Origin of the sequence: Porticoccus sp. (assembly GCF_041592135.1) — a bacterium.
Lineage (GTDB): Bacteria > Pseudomonadota > Gammaproteobacteria > Pseudomonadales > Porticoccaceae > Porticoccus.
On record NZ_JBFHQR010000003.1, the window covers coordinates 20,290 to 38,623 of the forward strand.

Below are 18,334 nucleotides of genomic sequence, written 5' to 3' on the forward strand. Positions count from 1 at the left end.
GCTACCCCGCAGGCTTCACTCCTGCTCGTCGGGGGTGGCGGCGTTAACATTGACCGCGTGGATTGCGCCACCGGTGATCTGCTCGTGCAACACACCCAACACTTTTTGCTGGCGCTGCACCTTGCGCAGCCCCTGGAATATTTCACCCACCACATGGATATTAAAGTCGTGACCGTCGTAGTCGACAGACACATCACAGCCTGGCAACCCCGCCAATAGCAGGGCTTTAACGTCATCCGGATTCATCGCTTTCCTCAGGCCTCGGTTTCCGATTTGCTGGTCCAGCTATCGATCACCTGATCGATATCGCCACCATACTTCTGGGCGCGCTGGGAAAACTGATTGCGGAATGTCTTGCCCAGGTTGATGCCGTTGATCACCACATTGGTGATTTTCCACTCACCCTGCTTGTTCAGCGCCATGGAATAGTAGAGCGGAAAAACGCCATCCGCACCGCGAATTTCCTGTTGCACGGTGGCCTTGCGCTGACCGCTCAGGTCGCCATCAGGGGGCAGGACAACGATGGTCTCGTCACCGTAGGAAACCAGGCCGCGACCATAGGTTTCAACCAAATCGCGACGGAAAGCGACAGCAAAGCGCTGCAGTTGCTCATCAGTGGCCTGAGCCCGGTAAGGCCCCATCACGTTATAGGCAATCCAGCGGAAATCCACCGCCTTGCCAAGCAGGCAATCCAGTTCAGTGAAGAACGGCTCGGGATCCTGCTCAAAGGAATCGCGATGAGCGGCAATCGATTTCAACAGCTCAGTGGTAATCGATTGCACCAACTCATGGGGAGGCTGAACCGCTGACTCAGCAGCCACCTCGCCGGTATCGGCGACGGCCGCGCCCGCCAACATCAGGAACAGGAACATTACGATGGTTTGTTTCAATCTGCCGCACATCACAGATACCCTCTCTTTATTTGTTAAGTAACACCACCAACCCCAACAGGCCTTTCGATAGCTGTTGGACTGCGACTTTCCCGCCAAGTGCCAAAAGTCACCTGCTAAAAAGGCCTGCACTATACCATTGAGCCCCGCTTTACGAAACATGCCGCACCCGCTCCCGAACTCCGCAGCGGCGCTATTGATCCGGCACACTTTATCTCCGACGCCGACGCAATTCCGGTCACCAGACCTTACGACAACCTCGGGTTGCCGCTATACTTGCGAAAATTTTTTCCTGGTAGAAAATGACCCACCATAATTTTGCAGAGGCCGCGCGCCGCACCATTCGCCTCGAAGCCGAGGCCGTCAGCCTGTTAGAGGAACGCATTGGCGAGACCTTTGATTGCGCCTGCCGACTGGCGTTGCAGTGCAAGGGCCGCGTGATCGTCACCGGCATGGGCAAGTCCGGCCATATCGGCCGCAAAATTGCCGCCAGCCTCGCCAGCACCGGAACCCCGTCTTTTTTTGTCCACCCGGGGGAAGCCAGCCATGGCGATCTCGGCATGATCACCGAAAACGATGTGGTGCTCGCCCTCTCCAACTCCGGCACCACCGCAGAGGTCATCACCCTGCTGCCCCTGATCAAACGAATGGGAATACCCCTGATCAGCATGACCGGCAATCCGGATTCCATACTGGCCCAGGCCAGTGAGGCCCACCTGGATGTGCGCGTCCCCAGCGAAGCCTGCCCTCTCGGGCTGGCGCCGACCACCAGCACCACCGCTACGCTGGTCATGGGCGACGCACTGGCGATCGCGCTCCTGGAAGCGCGCGGCTTTACCGCAGAAGATTTTGCCTTCTCCCATCCCGGCGGCGCGCTGGGTCGCAAGCTGTTACTCAAGGTGGAAAACATCATGCACAGCGGCGATGCCCTCCCCCAGGTCAGGGAAGATACCCCGCTCAAACATGCCCTGCTGGAAATGACCACCAAGGGCTTCGGCATGACCACCGTCATCAACGAGGCCGGCACGCTACTGGGTGTTTTCACCGACGGCGACCTGCGCCGGGCGGTCGACAACAATATCGATATCAACCACACCCAGATTGGCCAACTGATCAAGCACCGCTGCCAATCGGTCCACCGCGAATTGCTCGCCGCGGAAGCGCTGAAAATCATGGAAGACAATAAAATTACCGCACTGGTTGTGGAGGATTCCACCATGCATCCTATCGGCGTATTGCACATGCACGACATCTTGCGTGCCGGGGTGGTGTAGGCATGCCCATCGTAAACCAGAGAATCATTAGCCGGGCCAGACAGATCCGCCTGCTGCTGCTCGACGTGGACGGGGTGCTGACCGATGGCCGCCTGTATTATGGCAATAACGGCGAGGAGCTTAAGGCCTTCAACATCCAGGACGGGCTGGGCATAAAACTGCTCCAGAAAAATGGCATCAAAGTGGGCATTATTACCGGTCGCAGTTCCGCCCTGGTAGCCCGGCGGGCCAAGGAACTGGGCATAGAACTGGTGGTACAGGGCCGCGAGGACAAACTCAACGCCCTCAATGAGGTATTGGCCAGCGGTGATTACAGCCTAGAGCAGATTGCTTTTCTGGGCGACGACTTGCCAGACCTGGCGGTAATTCGCCGCGTGGGCCTGGGGGTTGCCGTTGCCAATGCCAGCGCCCTAGTCGCCACACAGGCACTTTGGCAAACCACCGCCTCTGGAGGACAAGGGGCGGTTCGCGAACTGGCCGAGCTGATTCTGCGGGCTCAGGACAAACTGGAATCCATCTTGGCTGACTACCTCTAGGTTATGCGCAATATACTGATAATGGTCATGCTGATTGGCTCTGCCGGCATTTTCCTGTTGTTCTGGCTGTCGCCTCCGGAGATATTTTTGACCAGGCCCCCCAGCGACGGTGAAGAACTGCCGAAAGCGGACAGCTATATGCTGAACATCAGTATGTTGAACTACAACAAGGCCGGGGCAAAATCCAGCAGCATGCTGGCCACCGAAGCTCGCCATTACAACCGCGGCAATCGACTGGAGGCGGAAAACCCCAAGATGGTGTCCTACGGCAAGCAGACCGAGGAACAGCCCTGGCACATGAGTGCCGATAAGGGCACTGTTTATAAGGGCGGCGAGCGCGCTGTCTTTGTTGGCTCGGTTTACGCCTGGCAGCAAGCCACGCCGGCCACCAAGAAAGAAATGCACACCGACAAATTAACTCTGTATCCAGATACTCATATTGCCGAGACCAACAGCCGGGTCACCCTGATCACCGAGCAGGAAAAAACCACCGGCACCGGCATGTGGGCGGACTTGAATGCCGAAATCTTCAAGCTGCTAGCCAATGTAAAGGGAGTCCACCGTGCGCCGTAGGTTGTTGCTAATCATATTGCTGGCCCTGCCGGCCCCACTGAGTTTTGCCTTGCCGAGCGACGGCAGCCAGCCGATCACGATTGAATCTGACCGCGCCGAGCGCAACGACAAGAAGAGAACCACCGTGTACGAGGGATCCGTTGTTATCGTCCAGGGCACCATCAAGATCCGGGCTGACAAGGTCACCCTTTACAGTGACGCAAACAACCAGGTGTCCCGTATTGTCTGCATCGGCAAACCGGCCCATTACCAGCAACAGCCCAAACCGCAACAGGGCCTGCTGTTCGCCAGCGGTGACACGATCGAATACCACCTGGCAGCCGACCGCATTGATCTGTTGAAAAATGCCAGCCTGGAACAAAACGGCACCACCATTACCGGCGACAAAATCCACTACGACCTGAAAGCGGAGGTGGTCAAAGCCACTGCGGGCGACGATCCGAAAAAACGTATCCAGATGGTGATTCCGCCAAGCAATCAGAAGGAAGGGAATTGATGTCGATTCTCAAGGCCTCCAGCCTGTCAAAAAGCTACAAGAAAAGACCGGTGATCCGCGATGTATCGCTGACGGTTGAAAGCGGCGCTATTGTCGGATTACTCGGCCCCAACGGCGCCGGGAAAACCACCTGCTTTTACATGATCGTCGGCCTGGTCGAACAGGATGGCGGCACCGTCCACATCGACGATAAAGATATCACCCATTTACCCATGCACGGACGAGCCCGCATGGGTGTTGGTTATTTGCCCCAGGAAGCGTCGGTGTTTCGCAAAATGTCCGTGCAGAACAACATCCTCGCCATCCTCGAGACCAGAAAGGACCTCGACAGGGATCAGCGCATGGAGAAGCTGGAACGACTGCTCCAGGATTTCCATATCACCCATATCCGGGACACCCAGGGCATGAGCCTGTCCGGCGGCGAACGCAGACGGGTTGAGATTGCCCGCGCCCTGGCCATGGAGCCCGCCTTCATTCTGCTCGACGAGCCGTTTGCCGGCGTGGACCCCATTTCCGTCAATGACATTAAACAGATTATCCGCTTTCTGCGCGACATGGGCATCGGTGTACTGATCACCGACCACAACGTTCGCGAAACCCTGGACATCTGCCAACACGCCTACATCGTCGGCGAGGGACGGGTCATCGCCCAGGGACAACCGAGTGAGATCGTGGCCAACCAGCAGGTGCGCGACATCTACCTCGGCGAAGACTTCACCCTGTAAAGGAACCGCCACGCACAGACTTGGGGCAGAGCGGCACACAATTTGCTTGTCACACCACCTTTCGGCAGTCTACACTTTCACCGTAAGCATCCATTTCCGCAAACCACACGTTGTAACTAGATGAAAGCCAGCCTGCAACTGAAAATTGGTCAGCAGTTGACGATGACCCCTCAGCTGCAACAGGCTATTCGGTTGCTGCAATTATCATCACTGGATCTGCACCAGGAAATTCAGCAAAACCTCTACGACAACCCGCTGCTGGAGTTGACCGAAGAATCGGAAAACCAGCTCGAGGCCAGCGACACCAAACCCCAGAAAGACGCTCCGGAAGTGGAAACCACCGACCTCAACGGTGACGACTGGGAAAATAAAATACCCACGGAATTGCCGGTGGATGCCAACTGGGATGATATCTATCAGCCATCCCCGGCTCCCAGGCTCTCCAGTGGCGATGCCCACGACTTCGACAGCGTGCACAGTGTCACGGACTCCCTGCAGGACCACCTGCTCTGGCAACTCAACCTGACACCCCTGACCCCTACGGACCATCTGATCGGCGAAAACATCATTGACGCCATTGACAGCCGGGGCATGCTGATACTCCCTGTCGAGGAAATCTGGTCAGCCCTGGATGATGAGATCGAATTGGACGAAGTGGTTGCCGTACTGCACCGCATCCAGCAATTTGACCCGCCGGGGGTCGCCGCCACCAGTCTTGCGGAATGCTTGCTGATCCAGCTCAACCAGTTCTCACCGGAGACCCCCTTTCTCCAGGAAGCCAAAAAACTGGTGGCCAACCATCTCGAGCTGGTTGGCCAGAGGGATTACCGCCAGATCGAGCGCCTGACCGGTTTTAGCCAGGAGTCCATCGCACAGGCGGTCCTGTTGGTCCAGACCCTTTCCCCCAACCCCGGGGATATCATCAGCAATGACGACATCGAATACGTGGTGCCGGATGTGCGCGTGATCAAGGCCAACAACCATTGGCAGGTATCACTCAATGAAGACATCACCCCGCGGATCAGCATCAACCAGCATTACGCCCAATTGATTCGACGGGCCGACTCCAGCCAGCAAAACACGTTCCTGAAAAACCACCTGCAGGAAGCCAAGTGGTTCCTGCGCAGTATCGAGAGCCGCAATGACACCCTGATGCGGGTAGCCTCCTGTATTGTGCAGATGCAACAGGGGTTTCTGGAGCAGGGTCCGGTGGCCATGAAACCCATGGTACTGGCTGATATTGCCGACCGACTGGAACTGCACGAGTCCACTATTTCGAGGGTGACCACCCAAAAATATATCGATACGCCCCAGGGTGTGTTCGAGCTCAAATACTTTTTTTCCAGCCACGTTTCCACTGCCAGCGGAGGGGAGTGCTCTTCCACGGCTATTCGCGCTATCCTGAAGAAGATGATCAGTGCAGAAAATCCCGGCAAGCCGCTCAGCGACAACAAACTGACCACCCTGCTGCAGGACATGGGCATTCAGGTGGCACGACGCACCGTGGCAAAATACCGAGAGGGGATGGGTATACCGTCCTCCAGCGAAAGGAAGCGCTACCACCCCAATGTTTAATCCCACAACTAAGTAAGGAGTACCGCATGCAAATGAATATCAGCGGACATCATCTCGACATTACCGATGCCATTAAGGACTATGTCACCAGCAAACTCTCCAAACTGGAGCGTCACAACGATCGCATCACCACCACCAACGTCATTCTCTCGGTGGACAAACTGATCCAGAAAGCCGAAGCCACTGTGCATGTGAGCGGCGGTGAATTCTTTGCCGACTCCGAAAACGAAGATATGTACGCGGCCATCGACATACTTGTGGACAAACTGGACCGCCAGCTTATCAAACACAAGGAAAAGAACCGCGGTAGATAATTGCTGATGAAACTCAACGACGTACTAGTCCCGGAAAACATTGTCGCCAATGCCCCGGGAGGCAGCAAAAAAAAAGTGCTGGAAAATCTCTCCGATTTCCTGGCCGAAAGAATGGTCGGCGTCACCGCGGATGAACTCTACCAGGGTCTGCTGTCCCGCGAGCGGCTGGGCAGCACCGGCATTGGCGAGGGCGTGGCCATTCCCCACTGCCGCCTCGCCAGCTGCGATAAAATCACCGGCGCACTGATCAAGCTTCAGGAGCCGGTGGATTTTGACGCCATTGACGGCGAGCCGGTGGACCTCATTTTTGCCCTGATCGTCCCCGAAGAACAAAACGACCAGCATCTACAGGTTCTGTCCGCCATTGCCGAGCTGCTCCAGGACGAAAGCGTCCGCCAGGAGTTGCGCCAGGCCGGCTCGAACGATTCCCTGTATCAGGTCGCCATTGCCAACCGGGCCGCCTGAGGATATCTCCCCATGAGACTGGTGGTCGTCAGTGGGCGTTCCGGTTCCGGTAAAAGCACCGCGCTGAATGTTCTCGAGGATGTCGGCTTTACCTGTATCGACAACCTCCCCGCCAGCCTTCTCCCGGGGCTTTTTCAGCTGGCCAGCGACCCCGGCAATCGCCGCTGGCTGGAAAAAATCGCCATCGGTATTGACGTTCGCAACCTCTCCAGCGATTTGGGGCAGCTGCCGCAACTCCTCGACCAGCTCAAGGCCTCCGGGGTCAACTACGAAGTGGTGTTCCTGGACGCCGGCGATGGCGTGCTGATTCAGCGCTTTAGCGAAACCCGCCGCAAGCACCCGCTGAGCTCCGATCGCCTCGACATCAATGAAGCCATCGCCCTGGAAACCAAACTGCTGGATCCAATTGCCTCCATCGCCAATCGCCGGATCGACACCAGCACCATGACATTCCATCAGCTGCGCGATGTCATCAAGAAACAGATCGTCCCGGACAGCACTGATGACATGGCCGTGCTGTTCGAGTCCTTTGCCTACAAGCGGGGCATTCCCGCCAACGCCGATTTTGTTTTCGATGTGCGCTGCCTGCCCAATCCCCACTGGAAACAGGAACTGAGACCCTTTACCGGCAACCACCAACCGGTGATCGAATTTCTTGAAACACAACCTGAAGTCGCCAGGATGATCGGCGATCTCAAGCAATTTTTTACGCACTGGATACCCTCTTTTTGCGCCAACAACCGCAGTTACCTGACCATTGCCATCGGTTGCACAGGGGGACAACATCGCTCTGTTTACATCTGCAATGAACTGGGTAACCATTTCACCTCCCTGCACCCCAATGTGCAGGTTAGGCACCGCGAGCTGTCCTGACAGCCCCGAGACCAAGGACACCTATGTCGCAAGCTATTCGCACAGAATTCACCATCATTAACCGCCTGGGGCTGCACGCCAGGGCTGCCGCAAAACTTGCCTCCACGGCGGGCAAATACGGCTGCATCATCAAAACGGGCCGAGACCCGGAAAAACTTGTCGATGCCAAAAGTGTCATGTCACTGATGCTGTTGGCCGCGACCCAGGGAACCACCCTGCATTTCCACTTTGACGGCGGCGATGCCGAGCGCGCCCACCGCGACATCGAACAGCTGATCGCCAATCGCTTCGACGAGGAACAATAGCCCCGCGCGGATGCGACTTCACTGTAATTTTGTAACGCCCCCCTATACACTATCGGCCATCCAACCGAGAGCCAGGGATTACTCATCACATGCAGGCGCCCAGCGAAAAAGTCAGCCGATTGTCACGGCTCGCCAGCATCGATGAACTGATGCATTCCAGCAATGTTCGGCTGTTGCGACACATGCTGAACAACCTCACCCCCGCCGATATCGCCGACCAGATTGAATCCGCCCCGCCCAAGGTGCGCCGGGTACTCTGGGATCTGGTAGATACTGAACTCGAGGGGGAAGTCATCGGCGAGCTCAATGAAGAGCTGCGCGGTGAAATCCTCAGTGAGATGGAAAGTCATGAAGTGGCGTCGTTGACCGAGGGATTGGACCCGGACGATGTCGCCGACATCCTGCAACAATTGCCCGACCAGGTGATTCCGGAAGTCCTGCAAGCCATGAGCATTCAGGACCGCCTGCGTGTAGAGCGAGTACTCACTTACGATGAGGATACCGCCGGCGGCCTGATGAATACGGACACCATCACGGTTCGTCCGGACATCACCATCGATGTGGTGCTGCGCTACCTGCGCCGCCATGAGGAAATCCCCGAGGTCACCGACAGTCTCTTTGTGGTCAACCGTGAAGATACCTTCCTCGGCATGCTGCCACTCACCAAGTTATTGACCGCCAGTCCCAACATCACCGTGCGGGAAATCATGGTCACCCAGGTGGACGCCATTCCCGCCGACATGCCGGACTCCGAAGTGGCGCTGCTGTTCGAAAAGCACGACTGGGTTTCCGCCCCCGTCATTGGCGTCAACAACAAACTGCTGGGCCGGATTACCATCGATGACGTGGTGGACGTGATCATGGAAGACGCCGCCCACTCACTGCTGGGTCTCGCGGGCCTGAGTGACGAGGAAGAAACCTTTGCTTCGGTGCGACGCACCGCCCCCCGCCGCGCCGTGTGGCTGGGCCTGAACCTGATGACCGCCATTCTCGCCTCGGCCGTCATCAATATCTTCGAGGCCACCATCGACAAGGTGGTGGCACTGGCAATTTTGATGCCCATTGTCGCCAGTATGGGCGGTGTCGCCGGCAGTCAAACCCTCACGGTGGTGATCCGCGGCATGGCCCTGGGGCAGATCAGCCGCAACAACATGCGCTGGCTGATGAGCAAGGAATTTGCGGTGGGCGCCCTCAACGGCATGCTGTGGGCGCTGGTCATGGGGGCGGTGGCGGCACTCTGGTTCCAGGATCCGTTGATCGCCGTGATCATCGCCGCCGCCATGACCATCAACCTGGTCGCGGCTGCCGTTGCCGGGGCCGGCCTGCCGATCCTGCTGAAAGCCTGTCGCATCGACCCCGCCCTGGCGGGCAGTGTCGCCCTCACCACCGTGACGGATGTGGTGGGTTTTCTCTCATTCCTCGGGCTTGCCACCCTGTTTTACGGTTAACGACTGAACCATGAGCATTGACGACGATTTTCCCGAACTGACACCGGACGAAGAACAACCCAAAAGCAAATCCGCCGTAAAACGCGAGATGACCGCCCTGCAAAAAATGGGTGAAGAACTGGTAAACCTGTCGCCGGCGAAACTGGCGAAAATCCCCATGCCCGAAGAGCTGGAGGAAGCGGTGATGCTGGCGCGACGCCTAAAAAACCGCGAGGGCAAGCGACGCCAGCTGCAATATATTGGCAAAATCATGCGCGTCATCGACAGCGATGCCATCCAGCGGGCGCTGGACAGCTTTCACCACGACAGCCTGGCCTTCCGGCAGCACTTCCACCGCCTGGAGAATTGGCGGGAGCGACTGGTCAACGAGGGCGATCGGGCGATGGAGGAGCTGCTGGTTGAAATGCCGGAGCTGGACCGCCAACACCTGCGCCAATTGATTCGCCAGGCGCAAAAAGAGGCTTCACAAAACAAGCCCCCGGCGGCGGCGCGCAAACTGTTCCAGTACCTGCGGGACAACAGTTAGTCAGGAGACATCCTGCAGGGTTTTGGCGAGGCTGTCGGTGGCATCGACCAGCGCCGCCAGTGTCGCGGGTTCCGAGGAGGCGTGACCGGCATCCCGGATCACTTCCAGCCTCGCCTCCGGCCAGGCCCGGGACAGGGCAAAGGCCTGATCCACCGGACAGACCATGTCGTAGCGACCGTGCACGATCACCGCAGGAATACCCCGCAATCGCTCCACATTGGCAATAATCTCGTTCTCTTCCAGAAAGGCGCCATGGGCAAAGTAGTGCGCCTCGATCCGCGCCATGGCCAATGCGGTGTGCGGACTCCCCAGGTATTCCACCAGCTCCTGATTCGGATGCAGGCTGGCACAGCGACCCTCCCAGATCGACCAGGCCTTGGCCGCGGCCATCCTCTCAATCTCGTTGTTGCCGGTCAGGCGCCGGTGGTACGCCGCCAGCATGTCGCCTCTTTCGGCGGCCGGGATCGGCAACACAAAATCCTGCCAGTAATCGGGATAAACATGACTGGCGCCATCCTGGTAAAACCAGTCGATGTCCTGCTGCCGGCAGAGGAATACACCCCGCAGGATTATTCCCAACACCCGCCCCGGGTGGCTCTGGGCATAGACCAGACTGAGTGTAGAGCCCCAGGAACCGCCGAATAACACCCACTGCTCCACCTTGAGAAGCGCGCGGATTTTTTCCATATCGGCCACCAGCTCCGGCGTGCTGTTGTGGCGCAGTTCTGCATGGGGCTTGGAGCGGCCGCTGCCGCGCTGGTCAAACAAAATGATGCGGTATTTTTCCGGGTCAAAGAAGCGGCGATCATTTTCCGTACAACCGCCGCCGGGGCCACCGTGTACAAATAGTACCGGGATGCCATCGGGATTGCCCACTTCTTCAATGTACAGTTTGTGCAGCGCGTCCACCGCCAGCCAGTGGCTCGCATAGGGTTTAATACGCGGGTAAAACGTTCTCATCAGCGGGTCCATTTGACTCGTCAAAACGTCGGCTTACAGTACCTTCATACGCCGGGATAATCTACAGTAACCCTATGCCAACCAACCGAGCTGTACAACCGACCCGCTGCCCCTGGTGCCAGGGTGACGATCTCTATCAGCGCTATCACGACACCGAGTGGGGATCCCCCTGCCGGGACGATACAACCCTGTTCGAGTTTCTGGTGCTGGAGAGCGCCCAGGCCGGCCTGGCGTGGATTACCATTTTGCGAAAACGGGAAAATTATCGGCGCGCTTTTGCCGGATTCGACCCGCAAATGGTGGCAAATTTCGATGAGCTGGAGATGGCCAGACTGATGGGCGATTCGGGCATTGTCCGCAACCGCCTGAAAATTGCCAGCGCCGTTAACAATGCACGCCAGTTTCTGCGGGTACAGCAACAACTCGGCAGCTTTGCGAATTACCTGTGGGGGTTTGTGGACGACCGACCGATCCAGAACAGCTGGCAGCAGATGGGCGACGTACCCGCCTGCACCCGGCTATCGGACCAAATCAGCAAGGACATGAAACAGCGCGGCTTCCGCTTTTTCGGCGGCACCATCTGCTATGCCTATTTGCAGGCCACCGGGGTGGTCAACGACCACCTGGTGGCGTGCTTTCGACACCGGGAATGCGCGGCAACTTAACGGCCCGCGGTCCCGGCAAGGGGATCAGACGTTTTTACCGGCGCGTTTGCGCTCGTTTTCGGTGAGCAGTTTCTTGCGCACACGGATGTGGTGGGGCGTCACCTCCACCAGTTCATCTTCGGCAATAAACTCCAGCGCCTGCTCCAGGGTGTGGCGGATCGGCGGCGACAGCACCAGGTTTTCATCGGTGCCCGCGGCACGGATGTTGGTGAGCTGCTTGGCCTTGGTGGGGTTCACCGGCAAGTCATTGTTGCGCGAGTGCAGACCAATGATCTGCCCCTCGTACACTTCAGCACCGTGCCCCAGGAACAAGCGGCCGCGATCCTGCAGGTTAAACAGGGCGTAGGCCAGGGTTTTGCCCTTGGTCATGGAGACCAGTACACCGTTCTGGCGACCGGCCATTTCACCGGCCTTGACCGGACCGTAGTGGTCAAAAATGCTGGTCATGATGCCGGAGCCGCTGGTCAGCGTCAGGAACAGCGAGCGGAAGCCGATCAGGCCGCGGGACGGCACGATAAATTCCAGTCGCACCCGGCCCTTGCCATCCAGTTCCATGTTGGCCATTTCCGCCTTGCGCAGTCCCAGCTCTTCCATCACGGCGCCCTGGTGCTGCTCTTCAATGTCGATCACCACTTGCTCGTAGGGCTCATGGATTGCGCCATCGACTTCCTTCTTGATCACTTCGGGGCGGGAAACGCCCAGCTCAAAGCCCTCGCGGCGCATGTTTTCGATCAGCACCGACAAATGCAGTTCACCGCGACCGGAGACCACAAATTTGTCCGGGCTGTCGCCCTCCTTGACCCGCAGGGCCACGTTGTGAATCAGCTCCTGCTCCAGTCGCTCCTTGATGTTGCGGGAGGTCACGAACTTGCCATCCTGCCCGGCAAAGGGGGAATCATTGACCTGGAAAGTCATGCTCACGGTGGGCTCATCGACGCTCAACGGCGTCATCGCCTCCGGTTTTTCCGGGCTGCAGATGGTGTCAGAAATATTCAGCTTGTCGATACCGGTGATACAGACGATATCGCCCGCCTGGGCCTGCTCCACTTCGAAGCGCTCCAGACCGCGGTAACCCATCACCTGCAATACGCGACCGCGGCGGCTTTTGCCCTCGCGATCCACCACCACCACCTGCTCGTTGGTCTTCAGTTTGCCGCGGGTGATGCGGCCGATGCCGATAACGCCCACGTAACTGCTGTAATCCAGGGCACTGATTTGCATTTGCAGCGGACCTTCACGGTCCACTTCCGGCGCTTTCACCTTGTCCACGACCATCTGGAACAGCGGGGTCATATCCTCCGCCAGCTCATCCGGCTCATTGCCGGCCACCCCATTGAGGGCGGAGGCGTAGATAATCGGAAAGTCCAGTTGCTCGTCGGTGGCGCCGAGTCGATCAAACAGATCGAACACCTGATCCACCACCCAATGGGGACGCGCTCCGGGGCGGTCCACCTTGTTGACCACCAGAATCGGGTTCAAGCCCTGCTCAAACGCCTTCTGGGTGACGAAACGGGTCTGCGGCATGGGGCCGTCCACCGCATCCACCAGCAACAGCACACAGTCCACCATGGACAGCACCCGCTCCACTTCACCGCCAAAGTCGGCGTGACCGGGGGTATCCACAATGTTGATGCGGTAGCCATTCCACTCGATGGCAGTGTTCTTGGCCAGGATGGTAATGCCGCGCTCCCGCTCTTGATCGTTGGAGTCCATGATGCGTTCTGCGCCCATGGCCTTGCGATCCAGGGTACCGGACTGCTGCAGCAGTTTGTCCACCAGGGTGGTTTTGCCATGGTCAACGTGAGCAATAATGGCGATATTGCGGAGTTTTTCGATCACAGGATTTCTCGGCAGGTGTAAAAATAGGCGCGGATTATAGCGGTTGTGCCAACTGAAAGCAGATTTTTCTTCAGCGCCCGCCTTTCGCGCCTAACGCTTTGCTGATCCCCGCTAAAAAACCGCACCGGCAAGATCAATAGCAGACGCCCACACCCTGAAACACTGGTCGGCTGCGCCCTGCCTTGGGCAAAGTCATTGCGCGCATTAATCTCAAATCGGCCACTCAACGCATCACGACAGCGTTCGGCACCAGCCACTTCACACCGGGAAATGTCACCCCAACAGCTTACAACCTTTGGTTGTGTGGCTTGACCATATCGAATAGCATGTGATACAGAGCACAATAATAATTACATGACTAGACGCCGCACAGGTCTCACCCTTGACAGATCATCCGCAACAAAATGATTTTGCAGTTAACCTGCTGGAACACCTTGTTACAGCAACCTTTGTTCTCGACCGGGACGGTAAAGTCGCCATCTGGAACAAGGCCTGCGAACGGTTAACCGGTATCGCTGCCGATGAGGTCATCGGCACCCGCGACCACTGGAAGGCCTTCTATGCAAAGCAGCGTATGTGCCTGGCGGACGTGCTCGCCCAAGGCCGCACCAGCGAACTGGGCGAACTGTATGCCGTCCACGCCCGGCCCTCGATCTACGGCAATGGCTACAATGCAGAAAACTGGAGTGTCCTGCCGCGCATCGGCTCCCGGCTCTACCTGGCAGTTGATGCGAGCCCGGTCTATGACGAGCAGGGCAAGCTGATTGCGGTGGTGGAAACCGTTCGCGATATCACCGAACAGAAGAAAGCCCAGGCCACCCTCGAAGCCATGGCCGTCACCGATGAATTAACCGGTCTCTACAACCGCCGCCACTTCAACGAGCACCTGGACCAGGAGTGGCGGCGCGCCATGCGCAACCGCGAACCCCTGTCGCTGATTCTTTTGGATATCGACTACTTCAAACAATACAATGACCACTATGGCCACATAGCAGGGGACGAGTGCCTGAAGTCCGTCGCCGGCTCACTGCAACGGAGCCTGTTGCGCTGCAGCGACCTGGCCTTCCGATACGGCGGTGAAGAATTTTGTATTTTGCTGCCGAACACCTGCCTCGAGGGGGCACACAATATTTGCCAGCGGATTCGCGCCAACATTGCCAGGCTGGCGATTCCCCATCAAACCAGCAGTGCATCCGACCTGGTCACCCTGAGCGACGGCATCGTCTCGACGATTCCGTCTTCCGAAAGCAGCCCCTTGCAACTGGTCGCCCTGGCGGACGAGGCACTGTACGAGGCAAAAGCCCGCGGGCGCAATCAGAGCGTCAAGGCACCGACCTAATCACCGGGATGAGGTGCCCCCCCTTCCCCGCGACTCGCTCTTCCGAAGCCCTCTTCACCCGGGTAGGGGTACTCCATATAACTCGCCGTGAATCTCGCCACGTCTTCACCGAAATAGCGGGCCAGAATGTCCAGGGACAAATCGATGCCTGCGGCAATGCCGGCCGAAGTCATCACCTTGCCATCCAGCACTACTCTCGCCTGGCGGTCGACATCAATACCGGGAAATAACTCGTGTAACAGTTGCAGTGAATGCCAGTGGGTAGTCGCCGTCAGGCCGTCCAGCAAGCCGGCGCTGGCGAGAATCAAGGCACCGGTACAGACTGAGGCCAGCAATTCTAGCTGCGGCGCCCGCTGCCGGACAAAGTCCAGCAGCTTTTCATTGTGCATTTCCCAACGGGTACCCAGCCCCCCCGGGACAATCAACAGATCCAGCGACGGGCAGTGCTCAAAGGTGGTATCGGGTATTACCTTCAGCCCCCCGGTGGCCATCACCGGCCTGTCGAATTGGGCTATCAGTACCACCTCGAATGGCGACGGCTCCGAACGACGACTTTCCTCATTGAGGCGCGCCACGGAAAATACCTCGAAGGGTCCGCTGAAATCCAGCACTTCGACTTCATCAAAGATCAGAATACCGAGCTTCTTGCGCATCGACGGATTACCCCTTTACCAGGTTTGGCCCTATCCATAGAGCGCAAAGGCAGCGATGCCCGAACGCCTCCCCGCCCCATGCTCGCAAACCCGCCGCGCCCCGGCAACCCTTTCGAGCCCCCGAGCCGGTTGGATAGGGCTAATCCAGCAATATCTTCAGGCCGATCAGGATCAGCACCACGCCGCCAAACAGCTCCGCCTTGCTCTCCAGCCAGGTACCACTCTTGGCGCCGATAAAAACACCCAGCAGGCTGAACAGATAGGTGGTGACACCAATGACCAGGCAGGCGATAAGCGGCCCCACCTCCAGCAGAGTCAAAGCAAAGCCCGCCGCCATGGCATCGATACTGGTGGCGATGGCCAGTATCAGCATCACCCGATGGGTAATATTGGCAATGTCCTCCTCCACCCCTTCGGCAAAGGATTCGTAGATCATTTTGCCGCCGACCAGCAGCAGCAACAGGAAGGCCACCCAAGGTGCAAAGGCCTCGATCCAGCCGAGCACCCCCCTGCCGCCCAGATAACCGATCATGGGCATCAGCGCCTGGAACAGGCCAAAATACACCCCTGACATCAGCGCCAGCGACAACGTCCGGCGTTGGTGTTTGGCGCCCAAGCCAATGGAAACGGCAAAGGCATCCATGCTCAGGGCCACCGCCAACAACAACACTTCAACCATGGTTCTTCCCCTTCACGGATACAGCGTGGCACTTTAAAATCATCATGGCAGCACAGCAAGTATTCGCAGCCCTGATACCTACTGTAACGGCCAGCCAACCAACAAGACGATCAATGTTACCGCCCCGACAAAGGCGTTCATCGGCAGGCCCACCCGCAGAAAATCGCCAAACCGGTAGGCGCCCGGCCCGTATACCATCAGGTTGGTCTGATACCCCAGAGGCGTGGCAAAACTGGCAGAGGCCGCCATCATCACCGCGAAGAGAAAGGGCTCCACGTTAAGGCTGGCCTTTTCCGTCAGTTCCAGCACGATCGGTAACGCCAACACAGCGGCAGCATTATTGGTAATCAACTCAGTCAGCAAAGACACCAACACATAGCACAGAATCAGTAGCAGCCAGGGCTTGCCAGCACTCAACTCGATTATGGCCTGCGCCAACAGGCCGGCAACGCCGGTTTTCTCCAGCGCCATCCCCATGGCAAAGGATGCGGCAATGGTCACGATCACCATCAAATCAAGACTCTTCTCTGCCTGACTGACCGAGCAACAGCCGGTGGCAATCATCAGGACCGCACCAGCCAGTGCAGCATTCAACATACTGGTGATACCCATTGCGGCAGCGCACACCAGGCCAAACAAGATAGTCCAGGCGAGATAAGCGCGCTCATGCCGAGGTGTGCGGGTATGGAGTTCGTTGATCAACAGAAAATCCCGGTTGTAGCGTTGTCGGCTGACAAAGGCCGGCCGCGCCTCCAGCATCAACGTGTCGCCCGCTTCCAAACGGATATTGCCCAGACTGCCCTGCAACCGCTCACCATGACGGGCCACGGCAAGCACTACCGCACCATAGCGGTTACGGAATTTAGCATCGCGGATAGCGTGGCCCACAGCATCGCAGTGGGGAGACACCACCGCCTCCACCAAGCACCGCTCCGCCCGCCGGATATCGAGCGCCGGCTCATCCCCGGCCGCCGTGGAGGGCACCAGCCCATTGATCCGCAGCAAGTCGGCAATGGCTTCCGTCTCACCGGCAAACACCAAGCGATCCCCGCCATGGAGTCGCTCTTCCGATGACACCGCCGTCACCACCGTATCGCCGCGCTCAATCTCCACCAGATAAACACGCTGCAAATGTCTCAGGCCGGCATCTGCAACCGTTTTGCCGACCAGGGGACCGTCCTTGGCAACCGCCACCTCCAAAGTAAATTCCCGAACGCTGCCAAACAACTGTTTGTCGTCCCGCGCCGGCAGCCAGCGGGGGAAAAACAGCCAGATGAACGCCATCCCCGCCAGCGCCACGGGCAACCCCACCGCGGTAATGGAAAACATCGACAACCCCTGCTCTCCCGTCAACGCTTGGTATTGCCCGTTCACCACCAAATTAGTACTGGTGCCGATCAGGGTCAAGGTGCCGCCGAGAATCGCCGTATAGCTTAGAGGAATCATCAGCTTTGAAGGCGGGATATTAATGCGCTTTGCCCAGGTGTTGATTGCCGGGATCATGGTGGCGACCACCGGCGTGTTATTGAGAAAGGCACTCAGCGCAATGACCGGCACAAAAATCCGGGAAAATGCCCGCCGCAACGTGCGCGGCTGTCCCAGCAGCCGGTTAACCAACAAATCAATACCACCCGTGTCATAGATACCCGCCGCCACCACGAACATGGCCGCCACAGTGATGACGCCACTATTGCTGAAACCTGACAGGGCCTCGCCAGCAGTCAGAATGCCGCTGATACTCAGGATACTCAGCACCACCATCATCACCAAATGCGGCCCGATACGGCTGAATGCCAGCACCAACAACGCCCCCAGCGTCAGCGCCAGAGATAGATAGCCCTGCCAACCCATGATTTCCGCCTTTCACCACGAAACAGGAGCGCAGAATAAGGCCGCCCACTAATTCTATTAAAGAATATATTTTGATATATATCACTTATTGATATAAAAAGAGCGCACTGAATCCAGCGGTATGCCATGGCCGGAACAGTAGCTATAGATTTCCCCGGCTAAAGGCTGGCTGCTACTTGATTACGGCCCGCAACGGACCAAAGAAAGCCTCTAAATTTTGTCATGAGATTTGCAACTGGCATTCATCCGCGGGCAACTCCGTGATGTTCTGTCGCCACGCGATTTCGCCATAGATTCCCCCGGCTAAAGCCGGGGTTCTATGGTGCTTCGACCCTCTGCGGGTCAAAG

The 18,334-nt window shown here is 57.8% G+C and carries 21 protein-coding genes; 14 read left to right on the forward strand and 7 right to left on the reverse strand.

The window, feature by feature from the left end:
- Positions 1 to 15 precede the first annotated feature (15 nt).
- Together ABY948_RS00645 and ABY948_RS00650 are read right to left on the reverse strand one after the other, a co-directional pair.
- The gene (locus ABY948_RS00645) at positions 16 to 246 is read right to left on the reverse strand and encodes a BolA family protein (RefSeq protein WP_461480562.1); all 231 of its coding nucleotides are present in this window, start codon (positions 244 to 246) and stop codon (positions 16 to 18) included.
- An 8-nt stretch (positions 247 to 254) separates the two neighbouring features.
- Positions 255 to 890 (reverse strand): MlaC/ttg2D family ABC transporter substrate-binding protein, encoded by a 636-nt coding sequence (locus ABY948_RS00650; protein ID WP_461480563.1) that lies wholly within the window; start codon positions 888 to 890, stop codon positions 255 to 257.
- 302 nt (positions 891 to 1,192) lie between these two features.
- Here ABY948_RS00650 and ABY948_RS00655 point away from each other — a divergent pair, with 302 nt between their 5' ends.
- From ABY948_RS00655 to yjgA, 12 genes are all read left to right on the forward strand, one after another.
- Positions 1,193 to 2,164, forward strand: a complete 972-nt coding sequence (locus tag ABY948_RS00655; protein ID WP_461480564.1) for a KpsF/GutQ family sugar-phosphate isomerase — start codon at positions 1,193 to 1,195, stop codon at positions 2,162 to 2,164.
- Between the two features lie 2 nt (positions 2,165 to 2,166).
- The gene (locus tag ABY948_RS00660; RefSeq protein ID WP_461480565.1) at positions 2,167 to 2,700 is read left to right on the forward strand and encodes a KdsC family phosphatase; all 534 of its coding nucleotides are present in this window, start codon (positions 2,167 to 2,169) and stop codon (positions 2,698 to 2,700) included.
- Between the two features lie 27 nt (positions 2,701 to 2,727).
- Positions 2,728 to 3,273 carry an LPS export ABC transporter periplasmic protein LptC gene (gene lptC / locus ABY948_RS00665; RefSeq protein WP_461480566.1) on the forward strand — a complete coding sequence of 182 codons (546 nt, stop codon included), beginning with the start codon at positions 2,728 to 2,730 and terminating at the stop codon, positions 3,271 to 3,273.
- The gene (gene lptA, locus ABY948_RS00670; RefSeq protein ID WP_461480567.1) at positions 3,263 to 3,769 is read left to right on the forward strand and encodes a lipopolysaccharide transport periplasmic protein LptA; all 507 of its coding nucleotides are present in this window, start codon (positions 3,263 to 3,265) and stop codon (positions 3,767 to 3,769) included. Before lptC ends, lptA begins: the two co-directional genes overlap by 11 nt.
- A complete protein-coding gene (gene lptB, locus ABY948_RS00675) occupies positions 3,769 to 4,494 on the forward strand; it encodes an LPS export ABC transporter ATP-binding protein (RefSeq protein WP_461480568.1) in 726 nt (241 codons plus the stop codon). The genes lptA and lptB overlap by 1 nt, the downstream gene beginning before the upstream one ends.
- A 120-nt stretch (positions 4,495 to 4,614) precedes the next feature.
- Positions 4,615 to 6,069, forward strand: coding sequence for an RNA polymerase factor sigma-54 (locus tag ABY948_RS00680; protein ID WP_461480569.1), 1,455 nt, complete (start codon positions 4,615 to 4,617; stop codon positions 6,067 to 6,069).
- A 26-nt stretch (positions 6,070 to 6,095) separates the two neighbouring features.
- Positions 6,096 to 6,383, forward strand: a complete 288-nt coding sequence (gene hpf, locus ABY948_RS00685; protein ID WP_461480570.1) for a ribosome hibernation-promoting factor, HPF/YfiA family — start codon at positions 6,096 to 6,098, stop codon at positions 6,381 to 6,383.
- A gap of 6 nt (positions 6,384 to 6,389) precedes the next feature.
- Positions 6,390 to 6,848 (forward strand): PTS IIA-like nitrogen regulatory protein PtsN, encoded by a 459-nt coding sequence (gene ptsN, locus ABY948_RS00690; protein WP_461480571.1) that lies wholly within the window; start codon positions 6,390 to 6,392, stop codon positions 6,846 to 6,848.
- A 12-nt stretch (positions 6,849 to 6,860) separates the two neighbouring features.
- Positions 6,861 to 7,721 (forward strand): RNase adapter RapZ, encoded by an 861-nt coding sequence (rapZ, locus tag ABY948_RS00695; protein ID WP_461480572.1) that lies wholly within the window; start codon positions 6,861 to 6,863, stop codon positions 7,719 to 7,721.
- Positions 7,722 to 7,744: 23 nt separating this feature from the next.
- Entirely contained in the window at positions 7,745 to 8,026 is a 282-nt protein-coding gene (locus tag ABY948_RS00700; protein ID WP_461480573.1) for an HPr family phosphocarrier protein, read from the forward strand.
- A gap of 89 nt (positions 8,027 to 8,115) precedes the next feature.
- Complete coding sequence (mgtE, locus tag ABY948_RS00705) at positions 8,116 to 9,474, forward strand: magnesium transporter (RefSeq protein WP_461480574.1); 1,359 nt, start codon at positions 8,116 to 8,118, stop codon at positions 9,472 to 9,474.
- Positions 9,475 to 9,484: 10 nt separating this feature from the next.
- On the forward strand, positions 9,485 to 10,000 hold the full coding sequence (yjgA, locus tag ABY948_RS00710) for a ribosome biogenesis factor YjgA (protein WP_461480575.1): 516 nt from the start codon (positions 9,485 to 9,487) through the stop codon (positions 9,998 to 10,000).
- Here yjgA and pip read toward each other — a convergent pair whose 3' ends face one another.
- On the reverse strand, positions 10,001 to 10,960 hold the full coding sequence (pip, locus tag ABY948_RS00715; RefSeq protein WP_461480576.1) for a prolyl aminopeptidase: 960 nt from the start codon (positions 10,958 to 10,960) through the stop codon (positions 10,001 to 10,003).
- Positions 10,961 to 11,034: 74 nt separating this feature from the next.
- Here pip and ABY948_RS00720 point away from each other — a divergent pair, with 74 nt between their 5' ends.
- Positions 11,035 to 11,625, forward strand: a complete 591-nt coding sequence (locus ABY948_RS00720; RefSeq protein WP_461480577.1) for a DNA-3-methyladenine glycosylase I — start codon at positions 11,035 to 11,037, stop codon at positions 11,623 to 11,625.
- A 24-nt stretch (positions 11,626 to 11,649) separates the two neighbouring features.
- Here the strand turns inward: ABY948_RS00720 and typA are convergent, their stop codons facing one another.
- A complete protein-coding gene (gene typA, locus ABY948_RS00725; RefSeq protein WP_461480578.1) occupies positions 11,650 to 13,464 on the reverse strand; it encodes a translational GTPase TypA in 1,815 nt (604 codons plus the stop codon).
- A gap of 382 nt (positions 13,465 to 13,846) precedes the next feature.
- Between typA and ABY948_RS00730 the strand changes: the two genes are divergently transcribed.
- A complete protein-coding gene (locus tag ABY948_RS00730) occupies positions 13,847 to 14,803 on the forward strand; it encodes a sensor domain-containing diguanylate cyclase (RefSeq protein WP_461480579.1) in 957 nt (318 codons plus the stop codon).
- On the opposite strand, the gene ABY948_RS00735 is transcribed toward ABY948_RS00730, so the two are convergent.
- The 3 genes from ABY948_RS00735 to ABY948_RS00745 form a co-directional block, all read right to left on the reverse strand.
- Positions 14,800 to 15,456, reverse strand: a complete 657-nt coding sequence (locus tag ABY948_RS00735) for a DJ-1/PfpI family protein (RefSeq protein WP_461480580.1) — start codon at positions 15,454 to 15,456, stop codon at positions 14,800 to 14,802. The two genes, ABY948_RS00730 and ABY948_RS00735, sit on opposite strands and share 4 nt — an antisense overlap.
- A gap of 139 nt (positions 15,457 to 15,595) precedes the next feature.
- On the reverse strand, positions 15,596 to 16,135 hold the full coding sequence (locus ABY948_RS00740) for a manganese efflux pump MntP (protein WP_461480581.1): 540 nt from the start codon (positions 16,133 to 16,135) through the stop codon (positions 15,596 to 15,598).
- A 78-nt stretch (positions 16,136 to 16,213) separates the two neighbouring features.
- Complete coding sequence (locus ABY948_RS00745; protein WP_461480582.1) at positions 16,214 to 17,986, reverse strand: SLC13 family permease; 1,773 nt, start codon at positions 17,984 to 17,986, stop codon at positions 16,214 to 16,216.
- Positions 17,987 to 18,334 lie beyond the last annotated feature (348 nt).

What these genes read in the sequence shown, in the direction of transcription:
- ABY948_RS00645 (WP_461480562.1), bottom strand. Translation starts at nt 246, where the DNA reads ATGAATCCGGATGACGTTAAAGCCCTGCTATTGGCGGGGTTGCCAGGC.
- ABY948_RS00655 (WP_461480564.1), top strand. Translation starts at nt 1,193, where the DNA reads ATGACCCACCATAATTTTGCAGAGGCCGCGCGCCGCACCATTCGCCTC.
- ABY948_RS00660 (WP_461480565.1), top strand. Translation starts at nt 2,167, where the DNA reads ATGCCCATCGTAAACCAGAGAATCATTAGCCGGGCCAGACAGATCCGC.
- lptC (WP_461480566.1), top strand. Translation starts at nt 2,728, where the DNA reads ATGCTGATTGGCTCTGCCGGCATTTTCCTGTTGTTCTGGCTGTCGCCT.
- lptB (WP_461480568.1), top strand. Translation starts at nt 3,769, where the DNA reads ATGTCGATTCTCAAGGCCTCCAGCCTGTCAAAAAGCTACAAGAAAAGA.
- ABY948_RS00680 (WP_461480569.1), top strand. Translation starts at nt 4,615, where the DNA reads ATGAAAGCCAGCCTGCAACTGAAAATTGGTCAGCAGTTGACGATGACC.
- hpf (WP_461480570.1), top strand. Translation starts at nt 6,096, where the DNA reads ATGCAAATGAATATCAGCGGACATCATCTCGACATTACCGATGCCATT.
- ptsN (WP_461480571.1), top strand. Translation starts at nt 6,390, where the DNA reads ATGAAACTCAACGACGTACTAGTCCCGGAAAACATTGTCGCCAATGCC.
- rapZ (WP_461480572.1), top strand. Translation starts at nt 6,861, where the DNA reads ATGAGACTGGTGGTCGTCAGTGGGCGTTCCGGTTCCGGTAAAAGCACC.
- ABY948_RS00700 (WP_461480573.1), top strand. Translation starts at nt 7,745, where the DNA reads ATGTCGCAAGCTATTCGCACAGAATTCACCATCATTAACCGCCTGGGG.
- mgtE (WP_461480574.1), top strand. Translation starts at nt 8,116, where the DNA reads ATGCAGGCGCCCAGCGAAAAAGTCAGCCGATTGTCACGGCTCGCCAGC.
- yjgA (WP_461480575.1), top strand. Translation starts at nt 9,485, where the DNA reads ATGAGCATTGACGACGATTTTCCCGAACTGACACCGGACGAAGAACAA.
- pip (WP_461480576.1), bottom strand. Translation starts at nt 10,960, where the DNA reads ATGAGAACGTTTTACCCGCGTATTAAACCCTATGCGAGCCACTGGCTG.
- ABY948_RS00720 (WP_461480577.1), top strand. Translation starts at nt 11,035, where the DNA reads ATGCCAACCAACCGAGCTGTACAACCGACCCGCTGCCCCTGGTGCCAG.
- ABY948_RS00735 (WP_461480580.1), bottom strand. Translation starts at nt 15,456, where the DNA reads ATGCGCAAGAAGCTCGGTATTCTGATCTTTGATGAAGTCGAAGTGCTG.
- ABY948_RS00740 (WP_461480581.1), bottom strand. Translation starts at nt 16,135, where the DNA reads ATGGTTGAAGTGTTGTTGTTGGCGGTGGCCCTGAGCATGGATGCCTTT.
- ABY948_RS00745 (WP_461480582.1), bottom strand. Translation starts at nt 17,986, where the DNA reads ATGGGTTGGCAGGGCTATCTATCTCTGGCGCTGACGCTGGGGGCGTTG.